Consider the following 17,026-nt stretch of genomic DNA (forward strand, 5'->3'; position numbering starts at 1 on the left):
ACAACCTTCAGATTGCATAAAAATTAGATTGCATCTTTGGGTTGTATGTGCGAAATGGAGCTTGCAGGCATTGATGCCTGCTTCCTCCGCTTTAGCGGAAACAGCGCCCCTTTCGCCAATTCACCCCCGCCCGGCGAAAGGGGCATTTTTATTTTACAGGATCAGCCGCCCGGCTGCTCCCAGATTTTCAAAAAATCTTCGACTGAAAGCGCCTGCATATCGAAAACAGCGCGCCCAATCCGCTCGACCGGCCAGTCCCACCAGTTCAATTGTTCAATGCGCGCCGCAATTTCTGGCAAAAACCGGGGGCGTATGAGCCGTGCCGGAGATCCGGCAACAATTGCATAAGGCTCAACATTACGCGTCACCACCGCATTCGCACCAATGACGGCGCCATTGCCAACCGTAATACCGGGAAGAATCACCGCACCATGGCCGATCCACACATCATGGCCGATGGTCACATGCTTTTCCCGCCGCCGCTCCCGAAAGCCCGAATCAACACCCAGATAGCGAAAATATTCATTCGGGCGGTAGCTTATCTTGTGCTGGGTAATCCTCTCGATCGGATGCTCCAGTGCATTGATGCGCGCATTGGCGGCCACCGAGCAGAATTTGCCAAGCGAGGCATAAATGGCCTCGGTATTTCTTTCAAAATAGGTGAAGGCCCCAACCATGACCTCACGCAAGATGACCCGCTCACCAATCGCCACATAAGGCTCCAGACGGCACCCTTTCAACTCGGCGGAAGGATGAATCTGCGGCTGCGATTCGCGCGGTTGCGGTTGTGGCTTCTCATTCATCGTTTTTTTCACCCGTGCTGACGGCTTCAGAGCATTCTACAGGCAAATGAAACTATCTGAGGCTGCATAAATGCGGCTTGCCCTTAAAAGAACCGCTTGCGGCAATGGGCCTGATTTAACAATTTCTGTAAAATGCCTAAAACAGGCTTATCGTCGGACTGGTGCAGCCCTCAAAGCTGCCTGAAAGCGGATTGTTTTTCATGCGCAAGATTTTCATCGCCATTTTAGCCCTCATTGCGGTGCTGATCGGTGTAGCTGGCTATTTATTCTATCAAAAGCAAAATAGCAGCGAGCCCTTTGGCCAGCCTTTTACGCTGACGGACCAGACCGGCCAGCCGATCACCGAAAAAGCCTTCCGCGGTCAGCCAAGTGCGGTTTTCTTCGGCTTCACCCATTGCCCGGAAGTTTGCCCCACAACACTTTATGAACTGGCAGGCTGGCTGAACACGCTGGGCGACGAAGGCAAGAACATTCGCGCCTATTTCGTCTCGGTTGATCCTGAGCGCGATACGCCCGAAATCATGAACACCTATATCAGCAATTTTTCCGATCGTATTATCGGCATCACCGGCGAGCCGGAACAGGTTGCCGCCATGGCCAAGTCTTTCGGTATTTTCTGGAAAAAGGTTCCAACCGAGGATGGCGACTATACGGTCGATCATACCGCATCCGTGTTGCTGCTCAATTCCGGTGGTGACTTTTCCGGCACCATCGCCTATGGCGAAAGCCCGGATACGGCCATGGCCAAGCTCAAGCGACTGGCCCAGGGAAGCTGACCGCTTTAGGGTATCATTTTTATGTCCCAGACACGCCTTCACCTGACTGCATCCAAAAACGAAGCAGAACGCATTTTTGCCAGTCTTGAAACGGCTTTTGAGGAAGAAGGCTGGCCCATCGCCATTCTGGAAGTTGATGAAGAGCGCGACATTCATGAAGTATCGCTCTATGTCGAAGGGGATGCAGATGAGGCGCAGGCGCGGTTAAGCCATGTGTTGCAAGCGCTGACCTTGAACCTTGCCATAGAGCGCGAGGAATTGCCCGACATCGACTGGGTGGCCCTTTCGCTGGAGGGTTTGCAACCCGTACGTGCAGGGCGGTTTTTCGTTCATGGTTCCCATGATCGCGACCAGCGCCGCAACAGTGATATTGCCATTGAGATCGAGGCGGGCCTGGCCTTTGGCACTGGCCATCACGGCACCACGGCTGGCTGCCTTGAAATGCTGGAGCAGGTTGTCAACGCAGAGCAGCCTGCCAATGCGCTTGATCTTGGAACGGGAAGTGCTGTCCTTGCCATTGCGCTGGCCAAACTTGCCGCCATTCCGGTTCTGGCCACCGATATTGATCCGGTTGCGGTCGAGGTTGCCAGCGCCAATGTGCAACTCAATGGCGTGGCTGATCATGTCGAGACTATTACCGCCACCGGCTTTGACCATCCGGTTTTTGCCCGGCATGGTCCCTTTGCGCTGATTATTGCCAATATATTGGCCGGGCCGCTGATCGAAATTGCGCCACAAATGGCAGCCCATATTCGCCCCGGCGGCTCACTGATTTTATCCGGCATTCTGGAGCGTCAGCATGATAGTGTGGTTGAATCCTATATTGCGCAAGGTTTGACCCATATCACCACCCTTCACCGTGAAGGCTGGGTGACAATCCATTTAAAACCAAACGCCTGAACACATTATCAGAACACGGCACAGACTTCATTTAAAAAATCAACTTCCGGGAAATCCCGACATGTTCCAGTCATTTGATTCTTCCAGCAATCCGTCACTTTCTGCCCCGCGCCTTGCAGCTTTGCGCGATCGACTGGCCAAAGCAGGCCTTGACGGGTTTCTCGTGCCGCGTGCCGATGAACATCAGGGCGAATATGTGCCTGCACGCGCTGCAAGGCTGCACTGGCTGACCGGATTTTCTGGCTCGGCAGGCATTGCTCTGGTGCTCAATAAGCGCGCTGTCATCTTTGTCGATGGCCGCTACACTTTGCAGGTCCGCAACGAAACCGATCCGGCCCTGTTTACCTATGACAGCCTCATCGACAATCCGCCGGTCAAATGGATTAGCAAAAACCTGAAACCCGGCACACGGCTTGGCTTTGATCCATGGCTGCACACCACCGGCGAAATCGACCTGCTGAATGCTGCCGCAATCAAGGCGGATATCACACTCGTGGCGGTAGAAGAAAATCCGGTTGACGCCATCTGGCAGGACCAGCCTGCCCCGCCGCTCACCCCTGTTGAACTCCAGCCTCTGGCCTTTGCCGGTGAACTGGCCAGAGACAAGCTGGCCCGGCTGGCTCAGGCAATTGCAGTTGAAGGCGCCACACATGCCGTGCTGACCGACCCCTCTTCCCTTGCCTGGACCTTCAATATTCGTGGCAATGACGTGCCGCACACGCCGCTGGCGCTTGGCTTTGCCATTCTGGCAGCCAATGGCTCTCATCATCTGTTCATGGACAGGGCCAAGTTTTCACGCGAGATCGAAGCCTATCTCACCCAGCTTGCCCAATTGCATCAGCCTGAAGCCTTTGAAGCGATGGTTGGCGATCTTGCCGCACAAGGGGCACGCATTGCGCTTGATCCGGTGCTTGCCGCAGAAAAACTGCGCATGATCATTACCGCCCATAATGGCACAGTTGTAGCAGCGCCTGACCCCGCCCGCATTCCGCGCGCCACCAAAAACAGTGCCGAACTGGATGGCAGCCGTGCCGCGCATCGCCGTGACGGCGCTGCCATGGTGCACATGCTGTGCTGGCTCGACCAGAAAAAGCCGGGTGAAATTGATGAAATCACCGCCGTCACCGCGCTGGAAAATTTCCGCCGCCAGCTTGGCGAGGAAACGCAAATGCCGCTGCGTGACGTTTCCTTCGCAACCATTTCCGGCTCCGGGCCGAACGGTGCGATCATGCATTACCGCGTATCGCATGAGAGCAACCGCAAAATAGCCGAAGGCGAATTGTTCCTGCTCGATTCAGGCGCACAATATCAGGACGGCACCACAGATATTACCCGCACCATTCCCATGGGCCAGCCATCGGAAGAAATGCGCCTGCGCTATACGCTGGTGCTCAAAGGGTTGATCGCCATTTCATGCTTGCGTTTTCCTGCCGGAACACGAGGGGCCGATATTGACGCCTTCGCCCGGCTGGCGCTGTGGCGGCACGGGCTGGATTTTGCACATGGCACTGGTCACGGCGTCGGCTCTTATCTGGCCGTGCATGAGGGACCGCAACGCATTGCCAAAACCGGAACCGAGAAATTGCGTGAAGGCATGATCCTTTCCAATGAGCCGGGCTATTACAAGCAAGGTAGCTATGGTGTGCGGCTGGAAAACCTGATCGTGGTTGACCCGGCCACCCCAATCGACGGCGGCGACATTGACATGCATGGTTTCGAGACGCTGACGCTTGCGCCTTTCCACCGCTCCATGATTGTACGCGATCAACTGTCACCAGCCGAGTTGGAATGGCTCAACGCCTATCATGCACGTGTACTGGCAGAAATTGGGCCGATGGTGGATGGCCAGGTGCTGACCTGGCTGGAACACGCCTGCGCACCGCTTTAATTCATTTGTGCAATGCCAGATGTAACCATCTGTACTCACAAAATGCTTTAACCTCTTGTTCTTGCCGCATTTGTGCGACGCCAGATGTAATCATCTGGCTGCAAAATGCTCCAAGTTCTTGTTTTCCGCATTTGTGCGACGTCAGATGAAAACATCTGTACTCACAAAATGCTATGGATCAAGCAAAAAACTGGCGGGCAACAACCAGCACAATGGCGCCCACCAGAAACATGCTCAGCAATCCGCCACGCAGCGCCACAAGACCGGCAATACTGATAGAAAGCCATTCAGCCGGTCCGCCCTGCATGACGGCAGGCGCCACCAGCGTAGTCAACACCGCAGCAGGCACAGCATTCAGCCCCGCCTCAATGCGCGGATGAACCCGTTCAAATTGCGACAGCACCAGATAGCCACCAATGCGCGTCAGATAGGTGACGACAGCCGCAGCAATGATGATCCAGCCAATCGTGCTCATGACCGGCTCCCTGATGCTGTAATCCCGCTAAGGCGTGGCGGCATGATGACAGCCAGTATCACCCCGGCCAGCCCGCCAATACTGACATGCCAGGGCGAACCTATGGTTTGATGGGCAATAATTGAAGAAATAGCGCTGACCGCAACAATGGGCAGCCATAAGGGCCGCTGGCGAAAATCCATGACCAGCCCGAGAAAATAGATCGGCAGCAAGAAATCAATACCCAATGCCGCCATATCTGGAATCAACATCCCCAACCACGCTCCAATGCCCGTGTTCAGCACCCAGAACCCATACATTGGCAGCGCCAACCCCAGATACCAGGCAAAGCCCGGCTGTTGGTGAAAAGCCCGTGTTTCAGTCAGCGCATATTGCGGATCGGTCAATAAAAAATAGGCAAGCACCTGCTGCGGCTTGTTCCACCGCGCCAGATGTCTGCCAATGGCGGCTGAATAAAGCACATGCCGAAAATTGACGGCAAAGATCGACAACACGATCAACCAGCCCGCGGCCTGATGGCCAAACAATTCAACGCCCACAAGCTGGCTGGCCCCACCAAAAACCATGGCGCTCATCAGCACGGCTTCGAGAGCCGTAAAACCATTCTCGATCGCAACCACGCCAAACAGCATGGCAAAAGGCGCTGACGCCACGAAAACGGGCACGCCAAGGCGCGCCCCTTCCATAAACTCGCTCCGCCATGACGGTGGAGTAACAGCCTGTATGCTCACGAAAATCCCCTTCAAGCGGCTGTCATCAGACCGCTTTGCCTACCAGCACAAACCATGCCTCTTCGTCAATCACCTCAATGCCAAGCTGATTGGCCTGTTTCAGCTTGGAACCGGCTCCGGGCCCCGCCACCACAAGATCGGTTTTTTTGGAAACAGACCCGGACACCTTGGCGCCCAGTTTTTCAGCCATGGCTTTTGCTTCATCGCGTGACATTTTTTCCAGCGCCCCGGTAAACACCACTGTTTTACCAACCACCGGCGAATCACTGGCGCCAACCGGTTCCTCGTCCTGTACCACCACCTGCGCCAACAATGCCTGCAAAACCTGCTGATTATGCTCTTCCTCAAAAAACTCCACCACCGTACCGGCAACGACCGAGCCAATCCCATTGATGTTATTGAGTTCCTGCCAGGCAGCATTGCCCGGATCGCCCTTTTCCTGTGGCACTTCAGCTTCTTTCGCCAGTTTGCAAAAATCTGCAAAGCGCAGGAAATGGCGGGCAAAACGCTTTGCATTGGTTTCACCGACATGGCGAATACCCAAGGCAAACACAAACCGTGAAAATTCTATTTCGCGCCGCTCATCAATGGCTGCAAACAGTTTTTTCACCGAGACAGCGCCAAACCCCTCGACATTTTCCAGCTTGGTCAAGGATGCCTGCTGGCGCTCTTTCAGCGTAAAAATATCGGCGGGTGAACGGATCTGCAGTGCCGGGTCCGTTGCGTGAAAGAAAAATTCGATCTGCTTTTCGCCCAGCCCTTCAATATCAAGGGCATTGCGGGAGACGAAATGGCGCAAGCGCTCCACCGCCTGCGCCGGACAGATCAGACCTCCGGTACAGCGCCATACCGCCTCACCCTCCTCGCGCACTGCATGGCTGTGACAGACCGGGCATTCATGCGGAAACACATAGGCAATCGCATCTGCCGCACGCTTTTCCAGCACCACATCAAGGATTTGCGGGATAACATCACCAGCCCGCTGCAAGATAACCGTGTCGCCAATGCGAATGTCGCGCCCTTCGCGCAGCACCTGACCGCTATTACCGATGCCCTTGATATAATCCTCATTGTGCAGTGTGGCATTGGTGACAACCACCCCGCCCACCGTTACCGGCTCAAGACGCGCCACCGGCGTCATCGCCCCTGTTCGGCCAACCTGAATGTCGATGCCTTTGAGCAGTGTCATTGCCTTTTCAGCAGCAAATTTATGCGCGGTTGCCCAGCGCGGGCTGCGCGAGCGGAAGCCTAACCGCTCCTGAAGGTCGAGCCGGTCCACCTTGTAGACAACACCATCAATATCATAGGCAATTTCGGCCCTGCCCGCCTCAATGCGGTGATAGTGCGCCAGCATCTCCTCCACATTATTGCAGCGCATCATCAACGCATTGATGCAAAAACCCCAATCGGCAAATCGTTGCACCACCTCATATTGCGTATTGCCCAGCGCAGTTGAGGCTGCCCCCCAGGCATAGGCAAAAAACCGCAGCGGCCTTTGGCGTGTTACCTCCGGGTCGAGCTGGCGCAGACTTCCGGCAGCCGAATTGCGCGGATTGGCAAAGACACGGCCTGTCTTTGCCATGCGCTGGTTCAATTTTAAAAAATCATCGCGGCGCATATAAACTTCACCGCGCACTTCCACCATATCGGGCGCATCATCGGGCAGCGTTTGTGGAATTTCGGCAATGGTGCAGATATTGGCGGTTACATTTTCACCCGTCGCGCCATCACCACGGGTGGCGGCCGTTACCAGTTTGCGGTTTTCATAACGCAGCGACATGGACAGCCCGTCAATTTTCGGCTCGGCGGTAAATACCAGCTCCTGATCGGCAGGCAGGCTCAAAAAACGCCGCACACTGGCCACGAAATCATAGGCATCCTCATCTGAAAACACATTATCGAGCGACAGCATCGGCACGGCATGAACAACCTTGCCAAAAACCTCCACCGGGGTGGACCCAACCTTCAAGGACGGCGAATCCTCACGCACCAGTTGAGGAAACCGCGCCTCGATTGCCGCATTGCGCTGACGCAAGGCATCATAGTCAGCATCGGAAATTTCCGGTGCATCCTGCTCGTAATAATAGCGGTCATGTGCAGCAATCTGCGTAGCCAGCCGCTCAAGCTCGGCTGCGGCTTCAAGCTGTGTCAGTGTATCGACCGGTTTTTCAGACATGACAGCATCTCTTGATTCAAACAAAGGTCCCGGATGGAACAAGCTATGTAGCGCGCATAAAGCCGAACGCAAACAGGCGCATATGCCTTATTTCTGAATCATTTTCTCAATTATAAAAAGGAGATGAGCGCCCCTGCCTCAGGCAGCAGGAACTGTATTTTCACGCAACAGGCGTTCGGCAGCCGCGCGCGCCTCATCGGTAATGGTGGCGCCTGCCAGCATTCGTGCAATCTCTTCCTGCCGCGCTTCCAGGTTCATCGCCTCAATGCCGGTCGCCACCCGGTCCGCACTGCCCGACTTGGAAATCAGGAAATGGGTGAAGGCGCGCGCGGCCACCTGCGGCGCATGGGTAACAGACAACACCTGCACACGCTGCGCCAGCCGCGCCAGGCGCTGGCCGATGGCATCGGCAACAGCACCCCCGACGCCTGTGTCGATTTCATCAAAAACCAGTGTCGGCGCAGAACCCCGGTCAGCCAGCGCCACTTTCAACGCCAGCAGGAAGCGGGACAATTCGCCTCCTGAAGCCACTTTCATCATCGGGCCGGGGCGGGTGCCGGGATTGGTGCGCACCCAGAATTCAACCTGATCGATGCCCTCTTCCATACGGTTGTCGACTTCACTTGCCAGTTCGACAATGAATTCGGCACGTTCCAGCTTCAGTTCCGGCAATTCAGCCATCACAGCAGCACAAAGCCCCCGGGCGGCAGCATAACGCAATTCAGACAGATGGGCGGCACTTTGATCATAAAGAACCCGCGCCTGAACGGCCTGCTGCTCCAGTCCCGCCAGCCGCTCTTCGCCTGCGTCAAGATCAGACAGATCAGCCGCCATGCTGTCCCGCAACCGGGCAAGATCATCCACCTGCACATTATGCTTGCGGCCAGCCGCACGCAGGGCAAACAACCGCTCTTCAGCCTGTTCCAGCCGCCGCGGATCATATTCTGTCTCACGCAAGGCTGTGGAAACGGCTGACTGTGCCGCATCAAGCGACAACATGGCTTCATCTAAAGATGTCACCACCTCATCGAGCAGGCCTGGCGCTTCAGCAGATTTGCGTTGCAGTCGCCGCAGCAGGCTGGCCAGTTGCGGCAAGGGCGAAGACGGGCCAGACAGCACATCTTCGGCATCCCTGATTTCAGTGGCAATTTTTTCCGCCCGCATCATATCGGTGCGAAGCCTGGCAAGCTCATCTTCTTCGCCGGGCTGCGGGTCAAGTTGCACCAGTTCAGCAACGGCTGCCCGCAAATAGTCGGCCTCACGCGCTGCGGCCTCGACACACGCCTTGTGACGGGCAAGTTCCTGTTCGGTGCTGCGCCAGCCGCGCCATGCTTCTGCCGTTTCACGCACCGCACTGGCATGGCCACCAAAAACATCCAGCACCTCACGATGAGCACTGGCATCGACCAGCGCACGCTCATCATGCTGACCATGAATTTCCACCAGCGCATGGCCGATGCTGCGCATCAAACCCACACTGGCTGGCTGATCGTTGATAAAGACGCGGGTACGCCCATCGGCGGCCTGTACCCGGCGCAAAATAATGTCACCATCATCCTCAATGGCGTTCTGATTCAGAATATCGCGGGCAGGATGATTTCCAGGCACATCAAACACAGCCGTCACCTGGCCCTGCGGGGCGCCATGGCGCACCAGCGAGGCATCGCCACGCGCCCCCAACGCCAAGGACAGCGAATCAAGCAGGATCGACTTGCCCGCTCCCGTTTCGCCGGTCAGCACCGAGAGGCCTGGAGCAAATTCAATATCCAGTTTCTCGATCAGAACAATATCGCGGATCGACAGCCTGGTCAGCATGAAGCAATCAGCCGGTAATCAGTTTCCCGGCCTTGGAAATCCATGAGCCGGCATTTTCCCGGGGCGTCAGCCCGCCGCTTTGCAGCAGCTTGTAAGAATCCTTATACCACTGGCTGCTCGGATAATTCTGGCCAAGCACGGCTGCCGCCGTCTGCGCCTCATCGGTCAAGCCCATTGCATAATAGGCTTCCACCAGACGCGCCAGCGCCTCTTCAATATGGCGGGTCTTGGAATATTGTTCGACCACGGTACGAAAACGCTTGATCGCAGCCAGATATTCGCGCCGTTCCAGATAATAGCGACCAACCTGCATTTCCTTGCCGGCAAGCTGGTCATTGGCATAGCGGATCTTGGTGCGCGCATCCTCGGCATATTGTGAATCGGGCCAGCGATTGACCAGTTCCTGCATGGTTTGCGCGGTCAGGCGCGCTTCCTTCTGGTCCTGCGTCACATCGCGGATCTGGCGGAAATAGCTCAGGCCTGCAATGTAAACCGCATAGGCGGCATCTTCCGAAGTCGAATACAGGTTCAGATAGCGCTGAGACATGCTGATGGCAGCCTCATAATTACCCTGACGGTAATTGGTGAAAGCCCCCATCACCATCGCCTTGCGGGCATATTCCGAATAAGGATGCTGGCGGTCCACCGCACTGAACTTTTTTGCGGCCTCGCCAAGACGGCCGGCATTGAGATTGGCCAGACCCTGATTGTAAAGCACATCCGCCGGTTCGGTCTGCTCGACAAAGGTCGAAAGATCGAGATCCTTGTCCGACGACATGCAGCCAGCCAGCAGCAAAGGCATGCCGGCAACCGACAAAACCATGACAACCCGCCCCAGACGGCTCTTTATTGTCGTCATTGATCGCTCAGCCTGTTTAAACATCATGATAGGAATTAGCCCTTTCGGCGCAGTTTCCTCAGTCAACGAGAAGCCATAGACCAAAAGGGGCGCACCCGGCAACGCTATCGACCGGCAATCGCACATTTTTGTGGCAAATATGGCGTTTTGGTCCCCATCCCCTGAAAATCAAAAAAGGATTTCAACCCGCCGATCACCGGCTCAAATGGCCCAGGGCGCAAAAACCGGCCCGCTGACAGCACTGATTTGAGCAATACGGCCATGTTTCTGGCGTGTTGTCTCGACGATTTCAAAGGCTTCAGGATCAGATAACAGGCGGCGAAGGGCAACAGAATTGAGCCTGTGTCCACCCCGATAGGAGCGGAAACAGCCAATGAAACGCGCACCAGCCAGCGCCAGATCGCCTATGGCATCCAGCGTCTTGTGGCGGACAAATTCATCGGAAAAGCGCAAACCCTCCATATTGATGACCTTGTTGTCATAGCCAATGACAACCGAATTTTCCAGCGATGACCCCAGCGCATAGCCTCCCGCCCAAAGGCGCTCGACATCTTTCAAAAAACCAAAAGTGCGCGAACCGGCAATTTCAGTACGGAAGGAATCACCATTCAAGTCGATATCGAATTGCTGGCGGCCAATAGCCCGGCTCTCAAAATCAATTCCAACCTCAAAACGTGTGCCTGAATAGGGCCGAAACTCCGCCCATGAAGCGCCATTTTCAATACGGATTTCTTTTAAGATACGAATGAAGCGGCGTTTGGCAGATTGCACCTCCAGCCCGACCTGGTCGATAGCCTCCACAAACATGGCGGCCGAACCATCAAGGATTGGAACCTCATTGCCTTCCATCTCAATAATCAGATTATCAATACCGGCACCCAACAGGGCAGCCATCAAATGCTCGACCGTGGAAACATGCACGCCTGTCGGATTGCCAAGCAGCGTGGAAAGATCGGTCGCTCCCACTTCAGAAACCAGCGCCCGGATTTCCCGACCCGGTTCTGGACCATCGACAAACTGAAAGACGATCCCCGTATCCACATCCGAAGGCACAAAGGTCACGGCGACAGGCTTGCCGCTATGCACGCCGGTTCCGGTGAGCCTTACCCGCGATTTTATGGTTGTCTGATAATCGTCCAAAATGGTCCCCGTCGGCCGCCCGGCCCTAAAGCGTGTCACTTTTCTTTCAGATTCACGCGACCCGCTTTAAGTCTTTGTTTTTATGCATGTCTTTATCCCGAAACTGGTTCTCAAGTCTCAGGAGACAGGCTTTATCTTCACCATGTCATCGGGCGAAGATAATAACGCGCAAGACTTCCTCAAAATCACGCTTTCTTACCTTCTGTAACGATCTGAAGACAATCACTAATCTTTTGTTTTTATTTTATTTAATAAAAAAGGCGGTCAATTTCTGACCGCCCTTTTTCAGTTCAGATCAGGTTTGCCCGATCAAGTGCCTGCCTCAATTGGCCTGCCGGCGCAGAAAGGCCGGGATTTCCAACTGATCATCATCATGGGCGCGCGGACGCGCAACCAGACGGCCCTGATCATCAAGCTGGCCACGGCGCGGTGCATAAAGCTGCGGGTCATGCGAGGCTGAAGGGCGCGGCTGGGCAGGCTGGGCCTGACGCAGCTTCGGCTCACGCGGCTGGGCAGGCTGAAGCTGCGCGGGCTCTTCTTCACGACGGGTCAGGCCTGTGGTCAGACGCTTGAGCAGACCCATGGGACCGCGATCTTCATGAGCAGCCGGGTTGTTCTGGGCCTCAACCTCGGCGCGCACCACCGGCGGAAAATCTTCCACTCGCGGCATGCGCTGCGGTGCGGCCGCCTGCTGCTGGTGATGCGTCTCACCAAGCTGGGGAGCAGGCTGGACCGGCTCCGGAACCGGCTGCATCTGCAAGGCCGTTGCCTGCCGCTGCATGACGACTGGCTGCTGGAATTGCTGCGCGGGCTGATAGGGCTGCGGCTGCTGAAACAGCTTGCTCTGCGGGCGGAAACTGTCGCCAGCCTGTGCAGGACGCTGCACGGAAGCGGCCGCATTCTGTTCAGCCATCTGGAAAGCCTCGGCGACCGGATCGGCAGCGACCGGGTCCTGTATCGGGGCAGGCTGTGGCGCAGGCTGGGCGGCAGGGCGTGTTTCAGCAGCCGGAGCTGCCGGGCGTGCCGTCACAGGCTTGGTCTGTGCAGGACGGATCGAGATCGGAGCCGCCTCAATCTCCTCACCCGACTTGTCGATGCCCGTGGCAACGACCGACACGCGGATAACCCCTTCCAGTTCCTCATCGAAGGTTGCGCCAAGAATGATGTTGGCGTCAGGATCAACTTCCTCACGAATACGGGTTGCAGCCTCATCAACCTCAAACAGGGTCAAGTCGCGGCCGCCGGTAATCGAAATCAGCAGACCCTTGGCGCCGCGCATGGAGGTTTCATCCAGCAGCGGATTGGCGATTGCCGCTTCTGCAGCAGCCATTGCACGGCCTTCGCCGGAAGCCTCGCCGGTGCCCATCATCGCCTTGCCCATCTCGCGCATGACCGAGCGAACGTCGGCAAAGTCGAGATTGATCAGACCTTCCTTGACCATCAGGTCAGTGATGCAGGCAACACCTGAATAGAGTACCTGATCCGCCATGGCAAAGGCATCGGCGAATGTGGTCTTGTCATTGGCCAGACGAAACAGGTTCTGATTGGGAATGACAATCAGAGTATCAACCGACTTCTGCAATTCCTCAATGCCCATATCCGCCGTCTTCATGCGGCGCTGACCTTCAAAGTGGAAGGGCTTGGTCACAACACCAACAGTGAGAATGCCTTTTTCGCGGGCAGCGCGCGCTACAACCGGGGCAGCGCCTGTGCCGGTGCCGCCACCCATGCCTGCTGTGACGAAGCACATATGGGCATTGGACAGATGGTCGTTGATTTCGTCGATGCATTCTTCAGCAGCAGCGCGCCCGACTTCCGGCTGCGAGCCCGCCCCCAGACCCTCGGTCACATGCGCGCCAAGCTGAATGAGACGTTCAGCCTTTGAAGTGCTCAACGCCTGCGCATCGGTATTTGCCACAACAAAATCAACACCGCGCAGACCGGAGGTGATCATGTTGTTGACGGCATTGCCGCCACCGCCGCCCACACCGAAAACGGTGATGCGCGGCTTCAGTTCGGTGATGTCCGGTCTTTGAAGGTTAATCGCCATTGTCCTCGTCCTTTTGCCTTTTTCCGCCGCTTCGCCATCGCGGCTCTTTGGGGCTGTCCCCGTCAATTCAACAAGAGTTCTGCGCCTTTACCCGGTCACAGAACACATCTTTAAAAACTCTCTCTCAACCACTGACTCACACGATACAGTCGCCCATCCGTCCCTGTCCTTTTGAACATGGACCCACCCCTGGCAGGGCGACTTTCAAAATTCGCCACCTGCGGATAAACAAGCAGCCCCACCACTGTGGAAAAGGCTGCACCCTTGGCTGCTTCAGGCAAACCGGCAACGCCCAACGGGCGGCCGGTACGCACATTGCGCCCCAGAATACGGCGCGCCACTTCGGGCAGGCCCGCAAGCTGGCTGGCGCCGCCCGTCAACACGATTCGCTTGCCGATGGCGTTGCCATAACCTGATTTGCCGATACGGTCGCGCAGCATTTCCAGCGTCTCTTCGACACGGGCACGGATGATGCGCGTCATGACAGAGCGTGGAATCTGCATCGGCACACCATGATCGCCGCCAATCGGCTGGATTGTCACCAGATCACGATCATCGGCACTGCCCGACAGGGCCGAACCATGCATGACTTTCAGCCGCTCAGCGGCCTCAAGGGTGGTGGAAAGCCCCTTGGCCAGATCCAGGGTCACATGATTACCGCCCACGGGAATGGAATCGCCATGCACGAAATTGCCTTCCGAGAAAATGGAAATGCTGGTCGTGCCGCCTCCCATATCGATACAGGCAGCACCCATTTCCAGCTCATCATCCACCAGGGCCGCCAGACCGCTGGCATAGGGCGTCGCCACCATGCGTTCGACCGAAAGATGCGAACGGTTGATCGCCAGTTCGATATTGCGCAAAGGGGCTGCATCGCCGGTCAGAACATGCATGTCCACGCCCAGCGCATCCCCCACCATGCCGCGTGGATCACGCACACCGCGCTCGGTATCCAGCAAAAAACCGACAGGCAGCGAGTGGATGACCTCACGCTCGGATTTCATTGCCTGACGCGCCCCGGCAGCCAGAACCCGCTTGATGTCGCTTTCATCCACCTCATGCCCGCCCAGATTGACGGTAGCGGAAAAAATCTCGCTCTTCAGGCGGCCGGCACTCACATTGACGATCAACGAATCGGCGGTCAGCCCGGCCATGCGCTCAGCCGAATCCACAGCCAGACGAATTGCATGTTCAGCGCGCTCAAGATCGATCACCACGCCCGACTTCATGCCCTGCGATTTCTGATGCCCGATACCGATCACCTGAACACGATGCGTGCGCCCGCGCAGCAGCTTGCCGTCCTCGCATGGCTGCAAGCGCGCCACCACGCAGCACACCTTGCTTGAGCCGACATCAAGTACGGTCAACACGCCGGAGCGGCGGGCCGCAGCATCACCCTTCTTGCCAAGCCAGCTCATATGCGGCTCCCCGGCTTGCGTGGGGCATTCTTGAGCGCCGCCAACCGGGCAGCCGAAGCATCAGGCGAAAGCTCCAGAGCCACGCGGTCAGGAATGCGCAAATCAACCGCAACAATATCACGCCCAAGCAGGCCCTGCTCGCGCTCCATGCGCACCAGCCGCGCAAGGGCTGCAGCAACATCATGTTCCGGCAGCTTGATAACCACACCATTATTAAGATGCAGATCCCAGCGACGCCCGCCAAGGCGCACATAGCCCTTCACACGACCTGCCAGTTCCGGCACATCGGAAATCTGCGCAATCAGTTCCGGCGCATGATCAGATGCACCATTGCCGACAATCAGCGGCAGACCAGCCAGCCGACCGCCAGAGAACGGCGCAATGATGCGGCCGCTTTTTTCAATGACACTCAACACGCTCCCCTGCTGCCAGATGGCAAAGGGCTCACGCTCCTGAATACGCACCTCCAGCGCATTGGGATAAACCTTGCGAACCGTGGCATGTTCAACCCAGGGCAAGGACACGATTCTGTCGCGCGCATCCTCCACATCAAGGCCAATAAGCGCCGTCCAGCCATTCAGCTCAAGTTCACCCAGAATGTCGATTTCCGACGTATGATGATTGCCCACAACCCGGATCTGATCGACAGCAAAGCCGGTCCGCGCCGTCACATTCTGCACAAAACCTTCAAGCTGACCACCAAGATAGGCCCCATAGACACCGCTCGACGACAACAACACGGCAGATAAAATCGCCGCAGAAAAAGGCGGCGCCACATAAGCGCCCGCACCCAGCCTTGAAGCCACGCGCAAAGGACGCCGCAGCCAGCGCCGCGCACCGGCGCGCATGACCGGCAGCAAGCCAGACAGCCATTCACCACCAACAGTTTTGCGCTTCAACGAAAACACGAAGCGTCCTCCACCATCCAGCTCAAAAGATCACCGAAGGAATGCCCTGCATATGCGGCAATCTCAGGCACCAGCGACGTCGGCGTCATACCCGGCTGCGTGTTGACTTCCAGCCAGACAATCTCGCCATTTTCAGAATAACGGTCGTCATAACGAAAGTCGGACCGGGATACGCCCCGGCAACCGATTGCCCGATGCGCCTCAAGGGCCAGTGTCAGTATTTTTTGGTAAATATTTGGTGAAATTTCCGCCGGTGTTACATGTTTTGATCCACCCGGCACATATTTTGAATCATAATCATAAAAGGAATGGCCGGTCGGAATGATCTCGCAGACCCCAAGCGCCACATCGCCCATCACCGCACAGGTCAGCTCGCGCCCGGCGACATAGCGCTCAACCATGACGCTCTCGCCATAATTCCAGTCCGGCGACGAGATGATTTGCGGCGGATGCGACTGGTCCTCCCCCACAATGACCACACCAAAGCTCGACCCCTCATTCACCGGCTTCACGACATATGGCGGAACCATTGGATGCTGGCCACCCACCGCAAAACGGTTGACGATTTTTGATTCCGCCACAGGAATGCCGGCCGCACGCGCTATCTTTTTGGCCTGCTCCTTGTTCATGGCCAGCGCCGAGGCCAGCACACCTGAATGGGTGTAGGGAATTTGTAGATATTCAAGCACACCCTGAATAAGGCCATCCTCACCAAAAGGACCATGCAGCGCGTTGAAGGCAACATCAGGCTTTAGGGCCGCAAGCACAGCGCCGACATCGCGATCCACATCAACACGGCTTACCTTGTAGCCTTCAGCCTCGAGCGCATCAGCACAGGCATGACCAGACGACAGAGAAACAGGCCTCTCACTTGAGATGCCCCCCATCAAAACAGCAACATGGCTTTTGGTCATATCCCGTCATCCCCTCGGCGGGCACCTGTTTTTGCCTCCCGATAAAGCCTCATGCACGCAGCAGCAGTCCCGCCAGGAACCGCGACTTACGCCACTGAACGACTCAAATCAGGAAACGCTTAAGCCCAAAGAATCAGAGAGTTGATTCCGTGGCAAGCCCTTATGAATCCAAG

At 56.5% G+C, this 17,026-nt stretch carries 14 protein-coding genes; 3 read left to right on the top strand and 11 right to left on the bottom strand.

Features of this window, described 5'->3' with window-relative positions; all coding sequences use genetic code 11:
- Nucleotides 1–161 precede the first annotated feature (161 nt).
- Nucleotides 162–803, bottom strand: a complete 642-nt coding sequence (locus ACFPLB_RS16095) for a DapH/DapD/GlmU-related protein (RefSeq protein ID WP_378231529.1) — start codon at nucleotides 801–803, stop codon at nucleotides 162–164.
- 200 nt (nucleotides 804–1,003) lie between these two features.
- Between ACFPLB_RS16095 and ACFPLB_RS16100 the strand changes: the two genes are divergently transcribed.
- The 3 genes from ACFPLB_RS16100 (at nucleotide 1,004) to ACFPLB_RS16110 (ending at nucleotide 4,367) form a co-directional block, all read left to right on the top strand.
- A complete protein-coding gene (locus ACFPLB_RS16100; RefSeq protein WP_378231532.1) occupies nucleotides 1,004–1,579 on the top strand; it encodes an SCO family protein in 576 nt (191 codons plus the stop codon).
- A gap of 21 nt (nucleotides 1,580–1,600) precedes the next feature.
- Entirely contained in the window at nucleotides 1,601–2,479 is an 879-nt protein-coding gene (locus ACFPLB_RS16105; RefSeq protein WP_378231534.1) for a 50S ribosomal protein L11 methyltransferase, read from the top strand.
- 61 nt (nucleotides 2,480–2,540) lie between these two features.
- Nucleotides 2,541–4,367 carry an aminopeptidase P family protein gene (locus ACFPLB_RS16110; protein WP_378231536.1) on the top strand — a complete coding sequence of 609 codons (1,827 nt, stop codon included), beginning with the start codon at nucleotides 2,541–2,543 and terminating at the stop codon, nucleotides 4,365–4,367.
- Between the two features lie 178 nt (nucleotides 4,368–4,545).
- Here the strand turns inward: ACFPLB_RS16110 and ACFPLB_RS16115 are convergent, their stop codons facing one another.
- From ACFPLB_RS16115 to ACFPLB_RS16160, 10 genes are all read right to left on the bottom strand, one after another.
- Nucleotides 4,546–4,842: an AzlD family protein gene (locus ACFPLB_RS16115; protein ID WP_378231539.1), complete on the bottom strand. Its 297-nt coding sequence runs from the start codon at nucleotides 4,840–4,842 to the stop codon at nucleotides 4,546–4,548.
- Entirely contained in the window at nucleotides 4,839–5,573 is a 735-nt protein-coding gene (locus ACFPLB_RS16120) for an AzlC family ABC transporter permease (protein WP_378231541.1), read from the bottom strand. The genes ACFPLB_RS16115 and ACFPLB_RS16120 overlap by 4 nt, the downstream gene beginning before the upstream one ends.
- A gap of 25 nt (nucleotides 5,574–5,598) precedes the next feature.
- Nucleotides 5,599–7,749 carry an NAD-dependent DNA ligase LigA gene (gene ligA, locus ACFPLB_RS16125; RefSeq protein WP_378231543.1) on the bottom strand — a complete coding sequence of 717 codons (2,151 nt, stop codon included), beginning with the start codon at nucleotides 7,747–7,749 and terminating at the stop codon, nucleotides 5,599–5,601.
- A gap of 138 nt (nucleotides 7,750–7,887) precedes the next feature.
- Nucleotides 7,888–9,564, bottom strand: a complete 1,677-nt coding sequence (gene recN / locus ACFPLB_RS16130) for a DNA repair protein RecN (RefSeq protein ID WP_378231546.1) — start codon at nucleotides 9,562–9,564, stop codon at nucleotides 7,888–7,890.
- Nucleotides 9,565–9,571: 7 nt separating this feature from the next.
- On the bottom strand, nucleotides 9,572–10,450 hold the full coding sequence (locus ACFPLB_RS16135) for an outer membrane protein assembly factor BamD (RefSeq protein WP_378231548.1): 879 nt from the start codon (nucleotides 10,448–10,450) through the stop codon (nucleotides 9,572–9,574).
- 174 nt (nucleotides 10,451–10,624) lie between these two features.
- Nucleotides 10,625–11,563, bottom strand: a complete 939-nt coding sequence (gene lpxC / locus ACFPLB_RS16140) for a UDP-3-O-acyl-N-acetylglucosamine deacetylase (RefSeq protein ID WP_378231550.1) — start codon at nucleotides 11,561–11,563, stop codon at nucleotides 10,625–10,627.
- A gap of 322 nt (nucleotides 11,564–11,885) precedes the next feature.
- Nucleotides 11,886–13,613, bottom strand: coding sequence for a cell division protein FtsZ (gene ftsZ, locus ACFPLB_RS16145; protein WP_378231552.1), 1,728 nt, complete (start codon nucleotides 13,611–13,613; stop codon nucleotides 11,886–11,888).
- A 110-nt stretch (nucleotides 13,614–13,723) separates the two neighbouring features.
- Nucleotides 13,724–15,031 carry a cell division protein FtsA gene (ftsA, locus tag ACFPLB_RS16150; RefSeq protein WP_378231554.1) on the bottom strand — a complete coding sequence of 436 codons (1,308 nt, stop codon included), beginning with the start codon at nucleotides 15,029–15,031 and terminating at the stop codon, nucleotides 13,724–13,726.
- Entirely contained in the window at nucleotides 15,028–15,939 is a 912-nt protein-coding gene (locus ACFPLB_RS16155; protein ID WP_378231557.1) for a cell division protein FtsQ/DivIB, read from the bottom strand. Before ACFPLB_RS16155 ends, ftsA begins: the two co-directional genes overlap by 4 nt.
- On the bottom strand, nucleotides 15,927–16,853 hold the full coding sequence (locus ACFPLB_RS16160; protein WP_378231559.1) for a D-alanine--D-alanine ligase: 927 nt from the start codon (nucleotides 16,851–16,853) through the stop codon (nucleotides 15,927–15,929). Before ACFPLB_RS16160 ends, ACFPLB_RS16155 begins: the two co-directional genes overlap by 13 nt.
- Nucleotides 16,854–17,026: the final 173 nt, after the last annotated feature.

Source organism: Aquamicrobium segne, from assembly GCF_042656785.1.
GTDB classification, from domain to species: domain Bacteria; phylum Pseudomonadota; class Alphaproteobacteria; order Rhizobiales; family Rhizobiaceae; genus Mesorhizobium; species Mesorhizobium segne.